This is a genomic window from Candidatus Reidiella endopervernicosa, assembly GCF_013343005.1.
Lineage (GTDB): Bacteria > Pseudomonadota > Gammaproteobacteria.
Genome location: NZ_CP054491.1, coordinates 694072 through 713868, shown reverse-complemented (window position 1 = coordinate 713868; position 19797 = coordinate 694072). Strand labels below are relative to the sequence as shown.

At 55.5% G+C, this 19797-nt stretch carries 25 protein-coding genes and 1 pseudogene; 16 read left to right on the top strand and 10 right to left on the bottom strand.

The features are described 5' to 3' along the window. Nucleotides 1–35 precede the first annotated feature (35 nt). The gene (locus HUE57_RS04030; RefSeq protein WP_236725673.1) at nucleotides 36–677 is read left to right on the top strand and encodes a nucleotide-binding protein; all 642 of its coding nucleotides are present in this window, start codon (nucleotides 36–38) and stop codon (nucleotides 675–677) included. Nucleotides 678–738: 61 nt separating this feature from the next. On the opposite strand, the gene HUE57_RS04025 is transcribed toward HUE57_RS04030, so the two are convergent. After that, nucleotides 739–1599 carry an SDR family oxidoreductase gene (locus HUE57_RS04025; RefSeq protein WP_174672754.1) on the bottom strand — a complete coding sequence of 287 codons (861 nt, stop codon included), beginning with the start codon at nucleotides 1597–1599 and terminating at the stop codon, nucleotides 739–741. 69 nt (nucleotides 1600–1668) lie between these two features. On the opposite strand from HUE57_RS04025, the gene HUE57_RS04020 reads away from it, so the two are divergent. Next, complete coding sequence (locus HUE57_RS04020; RefSeq protein ID WP_078483559.1) at nucleotides 1669–2685, top strand: CDP-6-deoxy-delta-3,4-glucoseen reductase; 1017 nt, start codon at nucleotides 1669–1671, stop codon at nucleotides 2683–2685. Nucleotides 2686–3148: 463 nt separating this feature from the next. Here HUE57_RS04020 and HUE57_RS04015 read toward each other — a convergent pair whose 3' ends face one another. Then, nucleotides 3149–3289: a hypothetical protein gene (locus tag HUE57_RS04015; RefSeq protein ID WP_174672753.1), complete on the bottom strand. Its 141-nt coding sequence runs from the start codon at nucleotides 3287–3289 to the stop codon at nucleotides 3149–3151. A 139-nt stretch (nucleotides 3290–3428) separates the two neighbouring features. Between HUE57_RS04015 and HUE57_RS04010 the strand changes: the two genes are divergently transcribed. From HUE57_RS04010 to HUE57_RS03965, 10 genes are all read left to right on the top strand, one after another. Next, nucleotides 3429–3914, top strand: a complete 486-nt coding sequence (locus HUE57_RS04010; protein WP_174672752.1) for an O-fucosyltransferase family protein — start codon at nucleotides 3429–3431, stop codon at nucleotides 3912–3914. 125 nt (nucleotides 3915–4039) lie between these two features. Further along, nucleotides 4040–4627, top strand: coding sequence for a peptide-methionine (S)-S-oxide reductase MsrA (gene msrA, locus HUE57_RS04005; protein ID WP_078483561.1), 588 nt, complete (start codon nucleotides 4040–4042; stop codon nucleotides 4625–4627). Between the two features lie 43 nt (nucleotides 4628–4670). Then, nucleotides 4671–4889 carry a VF530 family protein gene (locus HUE57_RS04000; RefSeq protein ID WP_078483562.1) on the top strand — a complete coding sequence of 73 codons (219 nt, stop codon included), beginning with the start codon at nucleotides 4671–4673 and terminating at the stop codon, nucleotides 4887–4889. Nucleotides 4890–5011: 122 nt separating this feature from the next. Beyond that, complete coding sequence (locus tag HUE57_RS03995) at nucleotides 5012–5749, top strand: TPM domain-containing protein (protein WP_078483563.1); 738 nt, start codon at nucleotides 5012–5014, stop codon at nucleotides 5747–5749. Beyond that, nucleotides 5749–6435 (top strand): TPM domain-containing protein, encoded by a 687-nt coding sequence (locus HUE57_RS03990; protein ID WP_172840250.1) that lies wholly within the window; start codon nucleotides 5749–5751, stop codon nucleotides 6433–6435. The genes HUE57_RS03995 and HUE57_RS03990 overlap by 1 nt, the downstream gene beginning before the upstream one ends. 52 nt (nucleotides 6436–6487) lie before the next feature. Further along, nucleotides 6488–6682, top strand: a complete 195-nt coding sequence (locus tag HUE57_RS03985; protein WP_172840252.1) for a hypothetical protein — start codon at nucleotides 6488–6490, stop codon at nucleotides 6680–6682. Next, nucleotides 6654–7313, top strand: coding sequence for a M23 family metallopeptidase (locus HUE57_RS03980; protein ID WP_172840254.1), 660 nt, complete (start codon nucleotides 6654–6656; stop codon nucleotides 7311–7313). The genes HUE57_RS03985 and HUE57_RS03980 overlap by 29 nt, the downstream gene beginning before the upstream one ends. Before the next feature lie 120 nt (nucleotides 7314–7433). Beyond that, the gene (locus HUE57_RS03975; protein WP_078483566.1) at nucleotides 7434–7871 is read left to right on the top strand and encodes an oxidoreductase; all 438 of its coding nucleotides are present in this window, start codon (nucleotides 7434–7436) and stop codon (nucleotides 7869–7871) included. A 193-nt stretch (nucleotides 7872–8064) separates the two neighbouring features. Continuing rightward, nucleotides 8065–8829, top strand: coding sequence for a sulfotransferase (locus tag HUE57_RS03970; protein ID WP_078483567.1), 765 nt, complete (start codon nucleotides 8065–8067; stop codon nucleotides 8827–8829). Nucleotides 8830–8992: 163 nt separating this feature from the next. Next, nucleotides 8993–9823 carry a DUF6901 family protein gene (locus HUE57_RS03965; RefSeq protein ID WP_174672751.1) on the top strand — a complete coding sequence of 277 codons (831 nt, stop codon included), beginning with the start codon at nucleotides 8993–8995 and terminating at the stop codon, nucleotides 9821–9823. Here the strand turns inward: HUE57_RS03965 and HUE57_RS03960 are convergent. Beyond that, on the bottom strand, nucleotides 9803–10567 hold the full coding sequence (locus HUE57_RS03960; protein ID WP_078484316.1) for a uroporphyrinogen-III synthase: 765 nt from the start codon (nucleotides 10565–10567) through the stop codon (nucleotides 9803–9805). The two genes, HUE57_RS03965 and HUE57_RS03960, sit on opposite strands and share 21 nt — an antisense overlap. Continuing rightward, nucleotides 10567–11496 (bottom strand): hydroxymethylbilane synthase, encoded by a 930-nt coding sequence (hemC, locus tag HUE57_RS03955; RefSeq protein WP_078484317.1) that lies wholly within the window; start codon nucleotides 11494–11496, stop codon nucleotides 10567–10569. Before hemC ends, HUE57_RS03960 begins: the two co-directional genes overlap by 1 nt. A 123-nt stretch (nucleotides 11497–11619) precedes the next feature. On the opposite strand from hemC, the gene HUE57_RS03950 reads away from it, so the two are divergent. After that, nucleotides 11620–12111, top strand: a complete 492-nt coding sequence (locus HUE57_RS03950) for a thioredoxin family protein (RefSeq protein WP_078484318.1) — start codon at nucleotides 11620–11622, stop codon at nucleotides 12109–12111. A gap of 178 nt (nucleotides 12112–12289) precedes the next feature. On the opposite strand, the gene HUE57_RS03945 is transcribed toward HUE57_RS03950, so the two are convergent. The 6 genes from HUE57_RS03945 to HUE57_RS03920 form a co-directional block, all read right to left on the bottom strand. After that, nucleotides 12290–12577, bottom strand: coding sequence for a hypothetical protein (locus HUE57_RS03945; RefSeq protein WP_174672750.1), 288 nt, complete (start codon nucleotides 12575–12577; stop codon nucleotides 12290–12292). Between the two features lie 446 nt (nucleotides 12578–13023). Continuing rightward, nucleotides 13024–13893, bottom strand: coding sequence for a sensor histidine kinase (locus HUE57_RS03940; RefSeq protein WP_174672749.1), 870 nt, complete (start codon nucleotides 13891–13893; stop codon nucleotides 13024–13026). A 159-nt stretch (nucleotides 13894–14052) separates the two neighbouring features. Beyond that, nucleotides 14053–14628: a YceI family protein gene (locus HUE57_RS03935; RefSeq protein WP_172840328.1), complete on the bottom strand. Its 576-nt coding sequence runs from the start codon at nucleotides 14626–14628 to the stop codon at nucleotides 14053–14055. A gap of 22 nt (nucleotides 14629–14650) precedes the next feature. Further along, nucleotides 14651–15247 carry a flavodoxin family protein gene (locus HUE57_RS03930; protein ID WP_078484321.1) on the bottom strand — a complete coding sequence of 199 codons (597 nt, stop codon included), beginning with the start codon at nucleotides 15245–15247 and terminating at the stop codon, nucleotides 14651–14653. After that, nucleotides 15244–15819 carry a cytochrome b gene (locus HUE57_RS03925; RefSeq protein WP_078484322.1) on the bottom strand — a complete coding sequence of 192 codons (576 nt, stop codon included), beginning with the start codon at nucleotides 15817–15819 and terminating at the stop codon, nucleotides 15244–15246. The genes HUE57_RS03930 and HUE57_RS03925 overlap by 4 nt, the downstream gene beginning before the upstream one ends. Before the next feature lie 3 nt (nucleotides 15820–15822). After that, on the bottom strand, nucleotides 15823–16698 hold the full coding sequence (locus HUE57_RS03920; protein WP_078484323.1) for a pirin family protein: 876 nt from the start codon (nucleotides 16696–16698) through the stop codon (nucleotides 15823–15825). Between the two features lie 111 nt (nucleotides 16699–16809). Between HUE57_RS03920 and HUE57_RS18915 the strand changes: the two are divergent. From HUE57_RS18915 to argH, 3 genes and pseudogenes are all read left to right on the top strand, one after another. After that, nucleotides 16810–17739: pseudogene (locus tag HUE57_RS18915) on the top strand (LysR family transcriptional regulator). 261 nt (nucleotides 17740–18000) lie between these two features. After that, nucleotides 18001–18228, top strand: coding sequence for a hypothetical protein (locus HUE57_RS03905; protein ID WP_078484327.1), 228 nt, complete (start codon nucleotides 18001–18003; stop codon nucleotides 18226–18228). Nucleotides 18229–18327: 99 nt separating this feature from the next. Then, a complete protein-coding gene (gene argH, locus HUE57_RS03900; protein ID WP_078484328.1) occupies nucleotides 18328–19722 on the top strand; it encodes an argininosuccinate lyase in 1395 nt (464 codons plus the stop codon). Nucleotides 19723–19797: the final 75 nt, after the last annotated feature.

The window sequence follows — 19797 nt, the reverse complement described above, 5'->3', positions numbered from 1 at the left end:
GCCACAAGGAATTCAGAGCACCAATGCGCAGAATTATGGTCCTCAACCCCAAGGGTGGGTGCGGAAAAAGCACCATCGCCACCAATCTTGCCAGCTATTACGCCAGCCAAGGTGAGCCGGTGATACTCGCTGACTTCGATCCACAGGGAAGCAGCAAGGCGTGGCTCAAGGCACGCAGCAAGAAGCTGCCGAAGATTCAGCGCTGCGCACCCGAGAAGGTCGGTGAACTGATGCTGCCCCACGGCAAGGGGGCACTGATCATGGATTCGCCCGCCTCGGTACGTGACAAGCAGCTGAAAAACCATGTAAAACTCGCCCAGACGATCCTGATTCCGGTGTTACCTTCACCGTTCGATATCCGCGCCACCGCCGATTACATCGCCGAGCTATTAACGATGGGACGTGTCTCTCGCTCTCGCACCCGCATCGCGGTGGTCGCCAACCGGGTTCGCGAACGGACCCGTGTCTACCAGAGCCTGCACCGTTTTCTCGATCGGCTCGGCATTCCCTTCATCGGTGTACTGCGTGACACCCAGAACTACATCCGTGCCGCTGAACAGGGCGTTGGCATCTTCGAGCTTCCCGCCTCCCACACCGGCCACGACCGCGAGCAGTGGCAGCCGATCATCGACTGGCTCGACTCGAAAGAGAGCCGCCCGAAAAAGAGTAAGAAGTAGAGCGGTCCAACTACGATCAGTCGTAGCCCAGATAAAGCATCGCGCACTCCGTGAATCCGCCTCAACAACCCGCCAGACCATGCTCCAGATCGGGAAAACGGAGCTTGCCGCCTAGCAGATCCTTCAGACGAGAATTGTCGATACGCCGCGACTCGGCCAGATAACTCTTCATACCCTCTCCCAGCACCGCCTCTGCCGCTTCGGGTGTCAGCTGCTCAGGTTGCGGTAGCCCCAGATGGTCCGCCACCCGACAGAAGTAGTCGGTCATGGTGGTGGGATGACCATCGGCCACATTGTAGATTCCCGATGCACCCTCTCTACCTGCCGCCACTGCAGCCGCCACCAGATCATCGATGTGGATTCGGTTGGTATAGGGGGAGCTCGCCTCCTCCAGCACCGGGTCTCCACGTCTGATCCTTGCTTCCGGCAACTTGCCGGGCCCGTAGATTCCCGACACCCGCAGTATCACCAGCTCCACACCTCTCGCTTCACACCACTCCCGATAACGCTGCTCGGCATCGACACGCCGTTTTGCACGGGCAGCCACAGGATTCAGTGGCTGCTGCTCATCAATCCAGACACCTCCGCAGTCGCCATAGACGCCGGTGGTACTGAGATAGACGATGCGTGCAGGGCGTTGATCGCCGATCGAATTGAGCAGATGCTCGACTCTACTATCGACCTCACCCGATCGAGGTGGCGGTGCGAAATGGTAGAGCAGGTCACCCTCAATCGATAATCCATCTAAATCACCATTTTTATCAAGATCGCCGACAATTGGCGCAATTCCATGCACTTTAAGCTCATCAACACGACATTCGGTGTGGGTAAGTGCGCCCACATGTACACTCTCTGTACGCCATGCGGAGGCGACTCGACGCCCGACATAACCACAGCCAACTATAAAGACACACTTCTCCATTTTGATTCCTGAGCGTAATGGTGGATAATTCCGCGCCAATCCATACTAAGACCAATTTAAGGAATTGCGATGAGCTTCAAGGTTACAGTCGAACCCAGCGGTCATGAATTCACTCCCGGTGCCGATGAGGCGATCCTCGATGCTGCACTGAACAACGGCCTCGCCTTCCCCTACGGCTGCCGTAACGGCGCCTGCGGTGCCTGCAAGTGCAAGAAGCTCTCCGGTGATTACGACTACGGTGAGAACGAACCGATGGCCATCACCCCCGACGAGCAGGCTGACGGCATTATCCTCACCTGCCAGGCCATACCGCGCTCCGACATGGTACTTGAGGTGAAGGAGATCACCAGCAACAAGGAGATCGAGGTTAAGAATGTTCCCTGCCGTGTTGAATCACTCGACAAGCTCTCCCACGACGTCATCCGCATGATCCTGAAGATGCCCGATGCCGACGAGATGCAGTTCCTGCCCGGTCAGTACATCGACATCCTGCTCGAAGATGGTCGTCGTCGCGCCTTCTCCATCGCCAACGCACCACGTAACGACAGCCGCATTGAGCTGCACATTCGCCACGTCGAGGGCGGTGACTACACCGGTTACATCTTCAACGAGATGAAAGAGAAGGAGATCATCCGCATTGAGGGCCCACACGGCACCTTCTTCCTGCGTGAAGATAATGAGCGTCCGATCGTCCTGATGGGCGGCGGTACCGGCTTTGCACCCCTCAAGGGCATCCTTGAGCACTGCTTCGATAGCAGTAACAGCCGTCCGGTCCACCTCTTCTGGGGTGTGCGCGCCAAAGAAGATCTCTACATGAACGATGTGGCTGAGAAGTGGGCGAATGAGTACGCATTCCTCACCTTCACCTCGGTTCTCTCCGAGCCGAAGGCCGAAGACAACTGGGAAGGCAAGACCGGTTTTGTTCACGAGGCCGTCGCTGAGACCTACCCCGATCTCTCAGGCCACGACGTCTACATGAGCGGACCACCGGCAATGATTCACGCTGCCAAGGACACATTCGTCGCCAAGGGGCTCTCTCTCGATAACCTCTTCTCAGACTCGTTCGACTTCGCCAACGACAAGTAGTCCGTACCGAGTGTCTCACCACTCATAAGGCTACAGACAGAGGCCGCACCTATCCAGGGTGCGGCCTCTCTGTTTCTGCTATTAACAACCCAGTTCGCTATAAATATTACCGATGGAACTGCAGGCGCAGTCAGCTGCTAAAATCGATCTGGGATGATAGGACCACCCACTAACAGTGATCTCATTAGTGGCACTTTTATCTGATTGTTCAATCGCCTGCACCCTGTGATATTTTGTGATCCCATCCATCAAGAGACATATTTCAAGAATGGAGCCGAGATACATTCTTTGTCGTCCGCGCGGCGGACTCAACGACATGCTGTGCCAGATCGAAAAGTGCTGTGTTTATGCGCAGAAATACGATCGAAAAGTAGTTGTGGATACCAACTACAAATCCATTCAATCTTTCCAAAACAAACTATCTGACTACTTCACCTCACTACAGAATAATCTGATCCTCGATCTAGAGAGCGTCTCCGACCAACTCGATACGAACGACCTCTTTCCTGAATCTATATCCGGTCGAATCAACGACTACACCGGCGAGTACCGACATCGCCTGAAACGCAAAGGCGCTCTTTTCTGGTACTACAACAGACAACAAAAAGATATGTCCCGCTTCAGGTGTATATGACGAGACAAACTCACTGATAACTTTCGACTTTAAGCGCGACTATAAACACCAGATCCTTCTCCACGACCAGGCCGGAGGAGGTGAAAGTTCGATCTATGCACTACTGAGAATGAAGCTTCACCACGATATCAACACACAACTAGCGCAGAGAGTTGATCAGATCGGTCAGCCATATATTGCCATCCATATCCGCAATACAGACTATACAACCGACTATCTTGACGGACTCAAGAGCATTCAAAATGTGCACCATCTTCCCTATTTTATTGCCACCGACTCCGCAGATGCACTTGAAGATTGCAGACAGATTCTCGGCACCGACAACATCTATAATTTCACCAAGGTGCTTTCTAAGGATGGCTCGCCCATACATCAAAACCCCACACACGAAAATAATATAGATGCCATCACAGACCTACTGATGCTTGCATTAGGTAAACAATTCATCCGCTTCAGGTTAAACCAGAACTGCAACCGCACCGATTACTCTGGCTTCTCACGACTCGCATTTAACCTTCATGAGAGAAGGCAGGTTCTTGAACACCTTATCCAGCACAGAACACCCCTTATTTCCAAGCTTCTCTGGCACGCATAATCGTCCGCATCTATAAATAGGCGGTCGATTATGTGAAATATTTTTCAGCATCGCGCGGTCTATCTTTTACACCTCCATTTTTTCGGAGAGACACACATGTTTGTCGGCACCTTCAGGAGAACCATATGAGCCTCAGAGCGTCAATACTGCTAACCCTAACCATGGTTTTCACCTTGCCTGCATCCTCGGAAACGGCCATTCTCGCCGGCGGCTGCTTCTGGTGCATGGAGTCCGATTTCGAGAAGTTGGAGGGTGTGACTGATGTCGTCTCCGGTTTTACTGGCGGCACGCTGAAGAACCCGACCTACAACGGCGACCACACCGGCCACTACGAGGCGGTGGAGATCACCTACGATCCGAACAAGGTCAGCTACAAACAGCTGCTCGACCACTACTGGGTCAACATCGATCCCTTCGATGCTCGGGGACAATTTTGCGACAAGGGGCCGAGCTACCTGAGTGCGATCTTTGTCGCCAATGCAGAGGAGCGGAAGCTTGCGGTGGCGTCAAAGCAGAAGGTCATTGCCGAGTTCCCCGATAAGAGGGTTGTCACCCCAATCCTGGACGTCACCACCTTCTATCCCATCGCCGGAGATGAGAGTTACCACCAGGACTACTACAAGAACAATCCCGTTCGCTACAAGTACTACCGCTGGAACTGCGGTCGCGATCAAATTCTGAAGTCGATCTGGGGTGATCGAGCCACCCACTAGCGGATATCGCACTCAAACATCCGTTTGTGGGTACAATCGAGTCATGAATCATCCGCAACCAAACAACCCACTGCACGGCATCAAGCTCGAGCAGATCGTCACGGCCCTTGTCGATCACTTTGGCTGGGAGTCGCTCGGTAAACAGATCGATATTCGCTGTTTCAATAGCGATCCTTCGGTCAAATCGAGCCTGAAATTCTTACGCAAAACACCCTGGGCTCGTGCCAAGGTTGAGGCGCTCTATCTCACCCTTGAAAAGTAACCACCTACACCGCGCAGATCGCGGCTCACCACTCTCTGGCGTTGTGTTATCGTCCAAAGCTGAGCTTCTCCCAGCAAAACCAATTCTGCGACTTCAATAAGGCAAAGAACGGAATCACTACTATGAAGCACATCGTTTCAGCACTCGCCTCACTGTTTCTACTCCTCGCGCCGCTCGGCGCCTCGGCCATCACCTTTCCCGATAAACCACCCTCTGAGCACTACTATGTGGATGGTGCAGGCCTGATCAACCAGGCAACCGGCGAACGTATCGATGCCACCGCCTCGGCACTGCTCAGTGAAGAGCAGGTACCACTCTATGTCGTCACCATCGCCTCGCTCTCATCCCAAGATGCCATTACCCACACTATTGAAGAGTATGCCGCAGCCCTCTTCGACCACTGGGGTATCGGCTGGCAGGATCGAAACTACGGCATCTTGCTGCTCATCTCCGAGGGTGATCGCAAGGCACGCATTGAACTGGGAAAAGATTGGGGAGGCCAGCACGACTATGAGGCCGAACAGGTGATGGACGAACTGATCGTTCCCGCCTTCAAACGCGGTGACTTCCCGACCGGCATCGCCGATGGCGTTCGCGGTCTCAATGCGATGGCGCGTGGCCTCGGGCTACCCAAAGCAACGGCGCCCTGGTACTTCTGGCCGCTGGTGATCGGCGGTCTGATCGGCTTTGTTCTACTCATCATCAATCTGTTTAAAACCGGTCGTAAAGGGTGGGCCTGGGCACTGATCGTCGCATTCGGCCTGCTGCTCTTCTTCATCCTGCGCAATGCCGGTTCAGGCAGCGGTGGCGGATTTGGTGGCGGTTCCTCAGGCGGTGGTGGAGCAACAGGATCATGGTAATGACAATAAAAAGCGCAAAAACACTCTTCTCCCAGGATGAGATCGGCCAGATCGAGGCGACCATCGCCGAGGTCGAATCGAAGACCTCCGGCGAGATCGTGCCAGTGGTGGCCACCGTCTCCGGTCGATATGACCGCTCTGAGGATCTCTTCGCCTTCCTCTTCTCTCTTCTGTCGCTTTCATGCTGCTGGTACGCATTTCAGGGGATAAGCGATTCGACACAGGCGTGGAGCAGCGGACCGGCGCTCATCGTCAGCCTTCCCATCGTGCTGCTCATACTGATAGTTACCTTCTTTATCGGTATTGCACTCGCCAGCCACTTCCCAATCTTGCGTCTTCCACTCATATCAAAAGCTGAGATGCAGGATGAGGTCGAGAAGCGTGCACGTGAGAGCTTCCAACAACTCAAGATTCGCAATACCGAGGATGCCACCGGCATTCTGATCTATGTCTCACTCTACGAGCATATGGTGCATGTCGTCGGTGACGATACGATCAATAGCAAACTCAACCAGAGTGACTGGCAGGCGGTATGCGACACGATCATCGGTGGCTTTAGCAACAAACAGCCTGCGCAGGGTCTGCGCGACGGAATTCTTCGCGGCGGCGAACTTCTCGCCGAGCACTTTCCTGTAAAGGAGGGTGATACCAATGAGCTGGTTGATACCCTGCACTTGATCGATTGAACCACATAGAAGCAACATGAGAACCCTCCTTGTTCTTGCTGCTCTCACGCTCATGACATCTGCATTTCAGGTACATGCCGAACGAGAGGGTAAGAAGCGCGTGCTGACGCCCTGTGATATCTGTCCATCCCTCCCTGGTTACGTTGATGCCAGTCAGATCAGTGACGATATTCGCAAGATGGTTGGTAAGTATCGCGGTGGCAGCGGCAAGAAGAACGTTGCCATACAGAAGACACGGCGTCGTTGAGACGGGGCTGCAACCCGATTTCATTAACAACGGTAACTGTCCCGAAATCGACAGCGAGCAGTGGGCAATCGACTACACCTACAAACGAGGTGGCAGAGCAGCACTGCATAAAGGAATCGACATACCACAGCCCAGAGGAACACTCGTCATTGCGGTGGCCAATGGCATGGTGGTTGGCCGCTTTATGAACGACGGTAATCGCAAAGGGATTGAGGTAATGCTTCGTCACACACCCGAGCAGACCGGCCTCCCCTACTGGACCTATTCCCAATACACCCACCTGCTCAATATGTCGCCGCTGCCTGTCGGCACCAAGGTCAAGATGGGCGATGATATCGGCATGATATCCAACAGCGGAAAAATGGGTCGCCGGGTGCGCCGAGACGCACTCCACTTCGCTATCCTCTACAGCCAATCTCCAGATTGGGCACACGATGGTGTCGTCGTGACCCCCAAAGATGGTTACTTCATGGATCCTGTCGCTTTCTACCGCGACCAACCACCCTACGACACTCCCTCAATGGTCGAACTACCCAGCAGCCAAAAGCGGATTCCTGTTGCCTATTTCAAGCGAGACAACACTCTTGTCCCCGCCACGGCCAAACGCATCTGGCCCTTTCGCTGTAAGTAGACCCAACAGCAGACAGCTGATTTCATACCAAGATTGAAAATACACCCATAAATATTCGACTAGATAACCACGCTATCGTGCATATACTCAGTGGATGCACAGTGAGAGAGCCAGGCGCCCATGGTCGATGACGAACGATTTTCACACGAGCTGTTCAAGGGACTACAGGCCCTCGCAGACTCCTCATTTCCCAAGCGTTGCGAGACCTGTGGTCGTGTGTTTGAGTCGGCCGAACAGTTCCTCGCCGAGACAGAGAGCATCCATAAAACCAAAACCGGCCTTAAACAGTCTCAGGACGATGACGGTACACTGATCGTCGAGGTATTCAGGAACTGTCCCTGCGGCTCAACCCTGATGGACCTCTTTGGTGATCGTAGAGATCTCTCAGAGCGTGGCGAAGATAAAAGAGATAAATTCGAAGCACTGATTGCGTTTGTCGCCAGTCACGATGTCAACCGGGAGGTTGCACGCACCGAGCTACTCAAGGTCCTGCAAGGTGGTAAGAGCGATCTTATCTCATCATTACTGCCACACTCTACATCCGCCAACAATAGCTGATCCTCACCTGCATGCACATCAGGGTGACTTGCCAAGCCGATTCAGCTTCGCTCTAATCGTCGCAGAGAAAAAAGCACAAACAATCCTCATCCAACCACCACGCTTTCAAGACATACATCACTCAAACCATAACTCACTGTAACTATTACAAGCAGATATTCATGAAAGCTTTAGCGGCTGTAGAGGAACACAAATGAACTTCCAGGAAGTTGCCAGAAAGGCAACTATCACCATACGTCGTTTTTTAAATCGAAACGGCATCAGAAATAAAAAAGTTTTTGCGATCGGCTTCAATAAGAGCGCTTCAACGTCACTACATACACTCTTTGAATCTCTTGGGCACCCCTCCTATCACGGCAACAAGTGGAGGGATCACAACAACCAATCCGTACTGAAAAAATATGACTGCTTTAGCGATGACATTCCAATAGACATGGTCGCACTTGATCAATTATTTCCAAAATCGAAATTCATCCTCAATGTACGTGATCTCGAGAGCTGGATTTACAGTCGCTTAGCTCATATAGAACACAGAAAGAGGACACGCCAGAATTACCATACCGGCCCCAAATGGGACACATCAAAAGAGGCAATTAAATCCTGGATAGAACAAAGAAATGATTACCATCTGTTTGTCCTCTCATATTTTTCTGACAGGCCCGCCGATCTTCTTGTAGTTAACTTTGTGCGAGATCAATCAGCCGCAACCAAAGTATGTCAATTTCTTGGTTATAAGGGTGAATACCGAAGGCCTATGGAGAATATCAATCCCAACAGTGAGCGCCCGCAGCATCATCGAGAGCTGCTTCAACGCAGCATCCGGGAGATGGAGATCAACGAGATCGAATTAACTTACGATCTCTACTGTCCAAGCATTGAGCGAGGCGCATCACCTTTTCCACCCGACAGCAGAGAGCTTAAGGTTGATCAGACATTCCAACGCTGCCAGCCCGGCTAAATATCGATCAACAGCAGACTGCAGAAGATCAACCAAGCTTTCAACGCAGACGACTACTCTCTATCTCTGCACCAACTTCACCCAGGCCCAAGCAGTAGTAAGCCTGCATCAGGATATTCACTATCTAGTGGCTATACTCCGATGAGAGAGCCTGCGATGCCACGTGTCGCTGCTTGTTCAGGTTAGCCATCATTCGAGACTATTTTTTCAGCCATATGCCTATAACATAATGAACAACATCACTATTCACTACTCGTTTTCATCCCACAAATGCAGTGAAGAGTTCAACCTTCAGCTGGATGCGGAAACCCTTGAGCCGATAGCAAACGGTGACGACCCCGAGCCATTACCAGTGTGGGCCAAACTCGATTATGAACAGTGCCCGAACTGTCCCCTCACTGCAGAGACACACCCCTACTGTCCGCTGACCGCTAATATCGCCAGCACCGTGGTGCGCTTTGAAAATGTAACCTCATACGACGAGGTTCAGCTAGAGGTCACAACGAGTGAGAGAAGATATTCTCAGGAGACAACATTTCAGAGGGGGATAGGATCTCTGGCCGGTTTGTTAATGGCCACCAGCGGCTGTCCACACACCCTGTTTCTACGGCCTATGGCGCGCTTTCATCTCCCACTAGCCACCGAAGAGGAGACTATCTACAGAGCAACCTCTGCCTATCTGCTGTCGCAATATTTCAAATCCAGAGAGGGAGACGAGCCGGACTTTACTCTCAACAATCTGCACGCTTTGTATAAAAATCTGCAAACTGTAAACACCGCCATTACCCGACGCCTGAGAGGTGCATCTGAAACAGACTCCACCATCAACGGGGTGATACTGCTCAGCATTTACGCGAAGAACATGCCGCTGGTTATTGAAGACTCACTGGAGGAGATCCACTACCTGTTCAGCCACGCACCCAACGATGCGAGAGGTGAGTGCTGTAGCCTCTCTGTTATTGAGCTAAACGGATTAGCCTGCATTCACCAGTGAGATCAATACCCGCTCATCCGCTGCACCTTCAGCCGTGGTGATCGAAGCAAAACCCAACTCTTTTGCGATCTCTGCAATCCGCGGGCTGACCACAGTCAGCTCTGTTTTTGTCAGTGCATCGCGTCCTTCATCACCCGCCATCTCAACCAGATTCTCCAATCCCTCACCACTGGTGACGGTAATGGTATCGATCTCGCCGCTATTCAGTTTTTCGAGTAGTTCCGATGGATCGCTCTTCGGTTTTACACGACGATAGCACTCAACGTAACTCACCTCCGCACCACGCGCTTCAAGGGTTTCAGCGAGCAGTTCGCGACCACTATTGCCACGGAAGATAGTGATGGTCTTTCCTTCAACATCGTTCAGCTCAGGCGTGGCGAGCATACCTTCACTGTCGAAACGCTCTTCGGGGAGAATAGCGACTTCGATACCGTGGGCCTCGAGTGCCTTTTTGGTAGTGCGGCCTACAGCACCGAAAACCGGGCCTTCGAGGAGTTCGTCGTGGGCCTCTGCTAGCAGCATAGTGTACTCAACCGCATTGGGGCTGACGAACAGCGCGATATCGGTCTCTGGGAAATCCATCAGTGCTTCATCAATCTCACCGCTATCCTCTGGCGGCAGGATCTGCTGCGTTGGGAAGCGGAAGGCGGTACCGCCATGTACCTCGATCAACTTGCAAAGCCCCTCCGCCTGATTGACGGGACGGGTGACGACGATGGTGCGCCCTTCGAGTTCGTTGCCCATTACGATTGCGCGTAGACCTCTTTGAGAATCTCACCGGCACCACGTGAGAGCAGATCATCAGCCAGCACCTGACCCAACTCCTCGGCGTCCTCGGGACGGCCGCTGATATTACCGCGTACCACCTCGGAGCCGTCGGGGCGACCAACCAGCGCGTGCATCACGATCACACCGTGATCGAGTACGGCGTGACCACCGATCGGCACCTGACACCCCCCCTCAAGGCGGGCATTCATGGCACGCTCGGCGGTGACACGGATCGCAGTCTTCTCATCGTGCAGCGGTGCCAGCAGGGCATTAACCCGCTCATCGTCGACACGACACTCGATACCGACCGCACCCTGTGCGACGGCAGGTAGCATCTGCTCCGGCTCCAGCGCCTCTTTAATGCGCTCACCCATCTCCAGACGGATCAGACCGGCACAGGCGAGGATGATGGCATCGTATTCACCATCATCGAGCTTCTTCAAGCGGGTGTTGACGTTACCGCGCAGGTCGCGCAGTTCCAGATCTGGACGCAGCTCTCGCAACTGGGCCTGTCGGCGCAGGCTGGAGGTGCCGACACACGCCCCCTGCGGAAGCTCATTGAGGCTATTAAATTTGTTTGAGACGAAGGCATCGCGAGGATCTTCACGCGGGCAGATGGTGGAGATGTGCAGCCCCTCGGGTAGCTCAACCGGCACATCCTTCATCGAGTGGACGGCGATATCGGCACTGCCCTCCATCATCCCCTGCTCCAGCTCCTTCACAAACAGCCCCTTGCCGCCCACCTTGGCAAGCGGTGTGTCGAGAATCTTGTCGCCCTGGGTGCTCATCTTCACCAGCTCGATCTCAATACCGGGGTGCGCCTCCTGCAGGCGGTCGCGCACATAGTAGGCCTGCCAGAGGGCAAGTGGGCTCTTTCGGGTGGCAATACGCAGGATGTCGCTCATTCGTCTCGTTCCGCTCTGTTAGTAAATGTGAATATTCGGGTTTTTCTCTATGGACAGCGCACCGCTATCCGACCACCATTAATACACTAATCTCAACCACCGAACTGGCAATGGAGCCTACACGTGCGGCTGTTACTGATACCGATCCTATCGTTACTGATCTCTCTGCAGGCCGCCGCCGTTGAACTGACGCCGGCGCAGAACCTACAGGCCGATGCCGCTAATGCTCGCGCCCAGGGGCTGCCTATCCTGCTGGTCTTCAGTGCGGCGCACTGCCCCTTCTGTGATCTGCTCGATGAAGAGATCCTCAAGCCGATGATGATCAGCGGCGATTATACCGACAAGGTGATCCTGCGTAATGTCGATCTCGATGAGTACGACACCATAACCGACTTTGAAGGTCGAAAGAGCGACCCCGCAAGCCTCGCGCAGCAGTACGATATCAACATGACGCCCACCATGCTGCTGCTCGACCCGCGCGGTCGTGAGCTGGTGAAGCGGATACGCGGTATCGGTGGTGCTATCGAGTACTTCGGCGCCGATCTCGACATTGAGATCGACAAGGCGCGCAAGAAACTTCGCAGTCGCGAGGCGGCCGTTAGCCCATTGCCTTAAGCAGCTTGCGTATCTCCGCCAGGTGTCGTCACCGCGGTTCGAACCTAACATTCGCAAGTAACGCTCGATGCCCTTCACCATCGGGCTCCATCCCGGCAATTCTCTCAGCGCCGTGACTGATTGCCGGTGCGACCCGGCAAAGCGCGCACTAATAGCTCGCGAGGCTCCAACGCTGCTTTCAGTCGGCTCCCTCGATCGCCATCTCCTCGCCGTGTGTAGGTAAGAAGGTGATCCTGACGTATGTGATCTCGATGATACGACACCAAACCGACTCAATGAGCAGCGGCGATAATGTCCAGCCGATCTCCAATACCTGCGCGGCGATATAACTGACGCCACCATGCACCTGCGAGCCCCTGTAGCGCCAAGCGGTACCGCTCGGTTTCGTGCACCGCCAGCTCTTCGCGATCTCGCTCTGGAGACGGATCAAGGCGGCAGATAATCGCAGTCCGCGCTGTGCATCCAAGAGTCGTCCAGTGCGTCGCTCACCGGGCGGTGAAGATCACCGCAGGTGCGAGTTACGAGCCCATGCGCAATGCTGTGCGCACGCGCGCTCCAGACTCGTTAATGCCCGGCATACGCGGTATCGGTAGGCTGCTATCAGTGCTCGGCGATCACGCATGACGACCATCAGTCCAGCGCACTCGCATCGTTGGCGGCCGTCACCTCACCACCGTGTCTCCCAGCTCATCAATCGGTTCCCGCAGTTGCGCACCGCGCCACGTGCGTTCACATCTCACGGATCGCACTATGACCTCAGACGTGCGGCACGACGCAAACTCCAGTACGCCTTCACTAGCGTGGTACGATCGCCCTCACCGTGTCGAGAGCAATGACGCTCCTTGATGCTCGGCAATACGAATCGGCATCATCGGATCAACGCTCACCTCTGGCAACGGGTTAGGCAGGCACTCACCCAGCACCTCGCATCATCCAGCGCACAATCAGTTCGCACCGAGCCCGTCCATCGGTACGGGGCTCGACGCCGTGATAGACGGCGTTCTCCACCAGCGGCTGCAGGGTCAGCAGCGGAATCTGTAGCCCCTCCGGCAAGCCATCGACCGACCACTCCACCTGCAATCGATCGCCAAGACGCAGCTGTTCGATATCGAGATAACTGCGCACCAGCGCCAGCTCATCATCGAAATTGATCAGGGTACGCCCCTCCTTGAGGGTGGCGCGAAACAGATCAGCCAGGTCGTGGACCGCCGCCTCCGCCTCGGCAGGGTGGGTACGAGTCAATGCCGCAACGGTGTTAAGGCTGTTAAAGAGAAAGTGGGGACGAATGCGTGCCTGTAACGCCTCGAGCCGTGCCTCTGCCTCAGCGCGGTGTTTCTGCCGCAGCTGATGCTGCACGTAGAAGTAGCGCAGGATCGCGCCACTCAGCAACGCACCAATAATGAAGTTTCGACTCCAGAAGTCGAAATGGTCGGGGACTGTCAGTGAGAGCCCAATGGTGAAGAAACGCAGCCCCTGAAAGGCGATCTCACTAAAGAGCGCCACTACCACCAGCAGCACTAGATAGCTGGCAGTGGCTGCAAGACGATTACCGAGCCTGGAGATTAAACCACGCAGCAGACAGAGCAGCCCTGCACTACTGAGTGCAATCCACTGAATGTAGAGCGAGAGCAGTGCCAACTCATTCCAACGGTCACCGCTCAACGATGGGAGCATCAGCGCTAGTACAATTGCAAACAGCTCAGCCGCTACCACCACCGCCAGCACACGGCCACGTTCGCAGAAGTCGGGCAGAAAGCTGCCGTCATTATTATCCGTTCTCATCACTTCCCTTGAGCGGTGCGCTCATGGCGATAACCCTGCCGAGTATAGCGCTACTTCACGGTGATGAGATTGGACCGTGCGCGACCCTTCTGCCAACAGCACCCGTATTCGACAGATGCCGAGGCGTTTTCGACTCCGGCATCTGATACGAAGTAATCGTTACTTCCGAATCCCCTCGATCGAGAGCATGATCTCAGCCTCGCGTGAGGCGGGGCCGAGATTGTAGGTAAATCCGAAGTCGGCCAGCGTGATCGTGGTGCTGCCGGCAAAGCCACGGCGGAAACCACCCCACGGATCATCACCGGCACCGATCTGATTGACTGCGATCGTGACTGGTTTAGTGACACCGCGCAGGGTGAGAATACCCTTCAGCTCCCCCTTCTCACCCATCTCCTTATAGGAGGTACTGACAAACTTCGCCCTGGGATACTTCTTCACATCGAAGAAGTCGCTACCACGTAGATGTTTATCACGCTCGGCATGGTTGGAGTCGAGACTGGCGGTATCTATCGTTACCGAAATCTTGGCACTGTTTGGTTGCTTCTCGTCATAGCTGAATTCACCGACGAAGGTGTTGAAACGGCCATAGAGCCAGCTGTAACCGAGGTGTTTGATCTTGAACTGCACCGAGGCGTGCGCCCCCTTGGTGTCAATCACATAATCCTCTGCCGCTACCGGTGTTGCCACCACGGCGAGGGCCAGAACCAGACTGCTAAAAAGTGACTTTTTCATCATCTATTCCTCTCTATTTAGATAACTAGGCTGCACGCCCACGGACAAACTGCTGGGTGATATTGGCGACTCGCTCACCGTATGCCTCGGCGGTGGCGATATCGCCTGTGGATGGGGCATCGCCCGGTGCCACCTGGAAGCTGGCGGCCATCGGGCCCATGTAGGAGCCTAGACGATTGATCACCTCCGGCCCCGGACCCTCAATGTTATTCATCGATTCGGGACCACTTGAGGCGGGGTGGAGACCGAGGCTGACGTAGATCATGCCGTGCTGCATCGCGTTAACCGTCAGCGCCAGCAGAGTGTTGAACTTGTCACCTGAGTAGGAGCTGGAGTTGGTGAAGGAGCCAGCGATTTTGTCCTTCCACGCCAGCGTGAACCACTTCTTCGCTGCCGTCTCCATGAACTGCTTCATGCCCGCTGAGACGGTGCCCATATAGGTCGGCGAACCGAGGATAATCGCCTCGGCACTGTCGAGCTCATCGAGCCGATCACTCGCCTCCTCGGCGGTCATCAACAGCGCCTCGATCCCCTCGACGCTAGCCGCGCCGCGGTGGACCGCCTCGGCCTGTAGCTTGGTGTGGCCGAAGCCGCTGTGATAGACGATAACTACTCTGCTCATCTCTCTTCTCCAGTCTGTTGTTTGGTGCCGAGTCCCAGCATGCGACGCAGGGTTCGGTCACGGTCGATAAAGTGGTGTTTCAGTGCCGCCGCTGCGTGCAGCAGGGCGGTACCAATCAAAATAGATGCAAGCCAGAGGTGGATTAATCCGGCGATATCCTCCTGCTTGTCGATGCCGCTGATCGTCGCCGGGATGGTGAAGAGACCGAACACCTCCACCCCGCGCCCATCAGCGGTCGAGATCAGGTAGCCGCTCACCATCACTGCGAAGAGCAGCAGATAGATCACTGCATGGACCCGTTTGGCGAGCACGCGCTCCCACGGCGCATGGCTCGCCAGCGGCTCGGGGTGTCGGTCGATCCGGCGCCAGATCAGCCGCGCCACGATAAGCACAAAGAGCAGCACACCGATACTGCGGTGCAGATCGGGCCAGCTGCGATAACCGGGGTCGTAGTAGGTGAGACCGGTCATATAGAGCCCCAGCCCGAACAGACCGAAGACCGCCACGGCGGTGAGCCAATGGAAGCCGATCGCCAGCCAACCCCAATCGTTAAAGCTGTTGCGCCAAGCCATCGATTACCCCTCCACCGTGCCGAAGTGACCGGCGCGGTAGTCGGCAAAGGCCTGCTGAATCTCCGCCTCGGCATTCATCACAAAGGGGCCATGACGGGCCACCGGCTCATTGAACGGCTTGCCAGCAACCAGTAGAAAACGTGAGTCTGCAGTACTCTCCAGCACCACGCCGTCTCCCTCGCCCAACACGGCCAGACTTCCGGCAGCCAGCTCGGTCCCGGCCACCTCAAGCGGCCCCGCCATCACATAGACAAAGGCGTTATGACCCAGTGGAATCTGCTCCTCGTAGTGGCTTCCGGCGGGTAGTGACACATCGAGATAGAGCGGCTGGGCGGCGATCTGGTGCACCGCGCCCTCGGTTCCCTGCAGGGTGGTGCCAGCGATTACACGGATCACCGTGCCATCATCATGTTGCTCGACTGGGACCGCTTCAGGCTCGATCTCCTGGTAACGTGGCGTCATCATCTTTTGATCAGCGGGAAGATTGACCCACAGCTGGAAGCCATCCATCAGCCCGTCTATCTGCTCCGGCATCTCTGAGTGTTCGATACCGCTACCGGCGGTCATCCACTGCACCCCGCCGCTGCGGATCAGACCCTCGTGACCGGCGCTATCTTTGTGGCGCATGTTGCCGTGCAGCAGGTAGGTGACCGTCTCAAAGCCTCGATGCGGATGGGGTGGAAAACCGGCGATGTAGTCGTCGGGATCGTCACTACGAAACTGGTCGAGCAACAGGAAGGGATCGAGCATATTGAGCTCGGGCGAGCCGATCACCCGGCGCAGATTTACACCCGCCCCATCGGAGGTCTCATGACCGACCACCCGCTGCACCACACTGCGAAGCTGCCTGGTTTCAAATCTCTTTGCGCTATCACCCATCGTCCCGCTCCAGATTCCCGATTAACTTGATGGGTTAAAGTATATAGTTGCCAAACAAGGGATAAAGACGATAATCAGGAAATCACTGTCGCTGATTGGAGAACGATAAGAGTGGACCGATTCGATGAGATCGAGACCTTCGTACGCATCGTTGAGACGGGCAGCATCACCGCTGCCGCCAACCAGCTCAACATTGCCAAGTCGGCTGTCAGCCGCCGCCTGCAGGAGCTGGAGAACCGTCTTGGAGTGCAGCTGCTACAGCGCACCACGCGCCGCCTCCATCTCACCGATCCGGGACAGGAGCTCTACCAGCGCGGGCTACGGCTGCTGCACGATCTGGAGGAAACCGAGCAGCAGATCATCAGCGGCCAGCAGGCGCTGCAGGGGCCACTGCGTATCAGCGCACCGATCGCCTTCAGCGTTAACCACCTCGGTTCGATGATCAACACCTTTCTCGCCCAACACCCCAATGTAGAGTTCGACCTGCAGCTCGATGATCGTGAGATCAACATGGTTGAAGAGGGGATCGACGTCACCCTGCGGGTCGGTCGGCTGGAGGATTCGAGCCTGATCGCCAAGCGCATCGCGCCGATCAACTTCCTGCTCTGTGCCGCACCCGCCTACCTTGAAAAGCATGGCGAACCGACCTGTGCCGTCGCGCTCGCCGATCACGATGCAATCGGTTACACCCTCAGCCCTGAGGGTCGCAGCTGACCGCTCACCACCCCCAACGGTGAGCAGGTGAAGGCGACTCCCCGTCTGCGCATGCTCTCCAATAACGGCAACATGATCCTCAACGCCACCATCGCCGGTCGTGGTATTTCACTGCTGCCAACGTTCGAATGTCATGCGGCAATCTCGAGCGGCGAACTGGTTCCGATCATGCTCGATCACAGCATCATCCAGCTCAACCTCTACGCACTCTACCTCTCACGCCGCCATCTGCCGGTACGGGTACGCACCTTCATCGACTTCATTGCCGAGCAGCTCAGCGGCACCCCACCGTGGGATCAGGAGCTGGGTGAATATCTACCGAAGTAGCCCGGATGAAACGAAGTGCAATCCGGGAGTGACAGCTGAGGAGTGAGCTTCGATCCCCCGGATTGCGCGCTGCTCCATCCGGGCTATGCGTCCGGCACCCCAGACAGATCCGTTTAACTTAGATACCGAAGACAAATCCTGAAGGAACAGAGAACATCATGGTATTAAGTACTGCAGTAGAGTTCATTCGAATGACAATCACCCCATTGGTGATGCTGACCGTCACACTGGGAATGATCAGTATCTGGGTAGCCAGTCTGCGTGCACACGCCCTTCTATGGGGTGGGGTGGGGTGGTGCGCTGTTACTGGCGCTATTTAGCGACCTCATCTTCTACTATCTCTATCTAAGTGGTGATGAATGCGGATCGGGTTGTGGCATCGGCATGGCCGCCGTGATGTATATCATCTGCGGCGGCGGCATTATCGTCGGCACCATAGCGACTCTTTCGCTCACTCTCTTTCGCTGGAAAAAACGTTCTCACGCATAAACATCGCCCGATCTTCATGAACTGATCAGGTGCGTGGCTGCCCACGCATGGCTGCTGATATACTGCGCCAATTCCAAATAACAGCAGCGAACAACCCTTATGAGCGACACAACCGTAGAGAAACCGTGGACCGGACGTTTCAACGAGCCGACCAATGCCTTTGTTGAGGCCTTTGGCGCCTCGGTCGGATTCGACCAGCGCATGTACAAGCAGGACATCGCCGGTTCCGTCGCACACGCCAAGATGCTCGCCTCGGTCGGTGTGCTCACCGATGAGGAGCGCGACACCATTCTTGAGGGGCTCACCGAGATCGAGGGCGAGATCGAGCGCGGTGAGTTCGAGTGGTCGATCGCACTCGAAGATGTGCACATGAACATCGAGAAGCGCCTCACCGACAAGATCGGTATGGCAGGCAAAAAGCTGCACACCGGCCGTTCGCGCAACGACCAGGTCGCCACCGACGTGCGCCTCTACCTGCGTGCCGAGATCGACACGGCGATCGCCCCCGAACTGAAACGACTACAGCTTGCCCTAATCGAGCTGGCCGAGCGCGAGGCCGAGACCATCATGCCCGGCTTCACCCACCTGCAGACCGCCCAGCCGATCACCTTCGGCCACCACATGCTGGCGTGGAACGAGATGCTGCAGCGCGACTCTGAACGTCTCGCCGACTGCCGCAAACGGGTCAACATCATGCCGCTCGGCTCCGCCGCGCTGGCTGGCACCACCTACCCGATCGACCGCGACTTCACCGCCAGGGAGCTCGGCTTCGACATGCCGTGCCGCAACTCGCTCGACGGTGTATCAGATCGCGACTTCGCCATCGAATTCCTCAGCTGGGCCTCGATCATGCTGATGCACATGTCGCGCTTCTCCGAAGAGCTGATCCTCTGGACCTCCAGCCAGTTCGACTGGGTCGACCTCGGCGACTCCTTCTGCACCGGCTCCTCCATCATGCCGCAGAAGAAGAATCCCGACGTCCCCGAACTGGTACGCGGCAAGACCGGCCGCATCTTCGGTAGCCTCTCTTCAATGCTGATGATCATGAAGGGGCAGCCACTCGCCTATAACAAGGACAACCAGGAGGACAAAGAGCCGCTCTTCGACGCCATCGATACAGTGAAGGGTTGTCTCAAGGTCTACGCCGACATGATGGCGCAGATCGAGCTCAAACGAGAGAACATGCGCGAAGCGGCCCTGCGCGGCTTCTCCACCGCCACCGATCTGGCCGACTACCTGGTTCGTAACGGCGTACCGTTCCGTGATGCCCACGAAGTCGTCGGAAAGGCCGTTGCCCTCGGCGTGGAGACCAAACGCGATCTCTCCGAGATGTCACTGGAGGAGCTGCAGGGATTCAGTGATGCGATTAAGGATGATGTGTTTGATTACTTGACGTTGGAGGGGTCGGTGGGGGCCAGGGATCATATTGGTGGAACGGCGCCAGAGAGGGTTAGATGCGCTGCAAAGATGGCAGCGGAGCTACTAATTAACTAGTTACAGGAATTAATACACCTCTATTGAGGATCTTTTATATATTTTAATCATTAACTTGGAATACAAGCATCATAG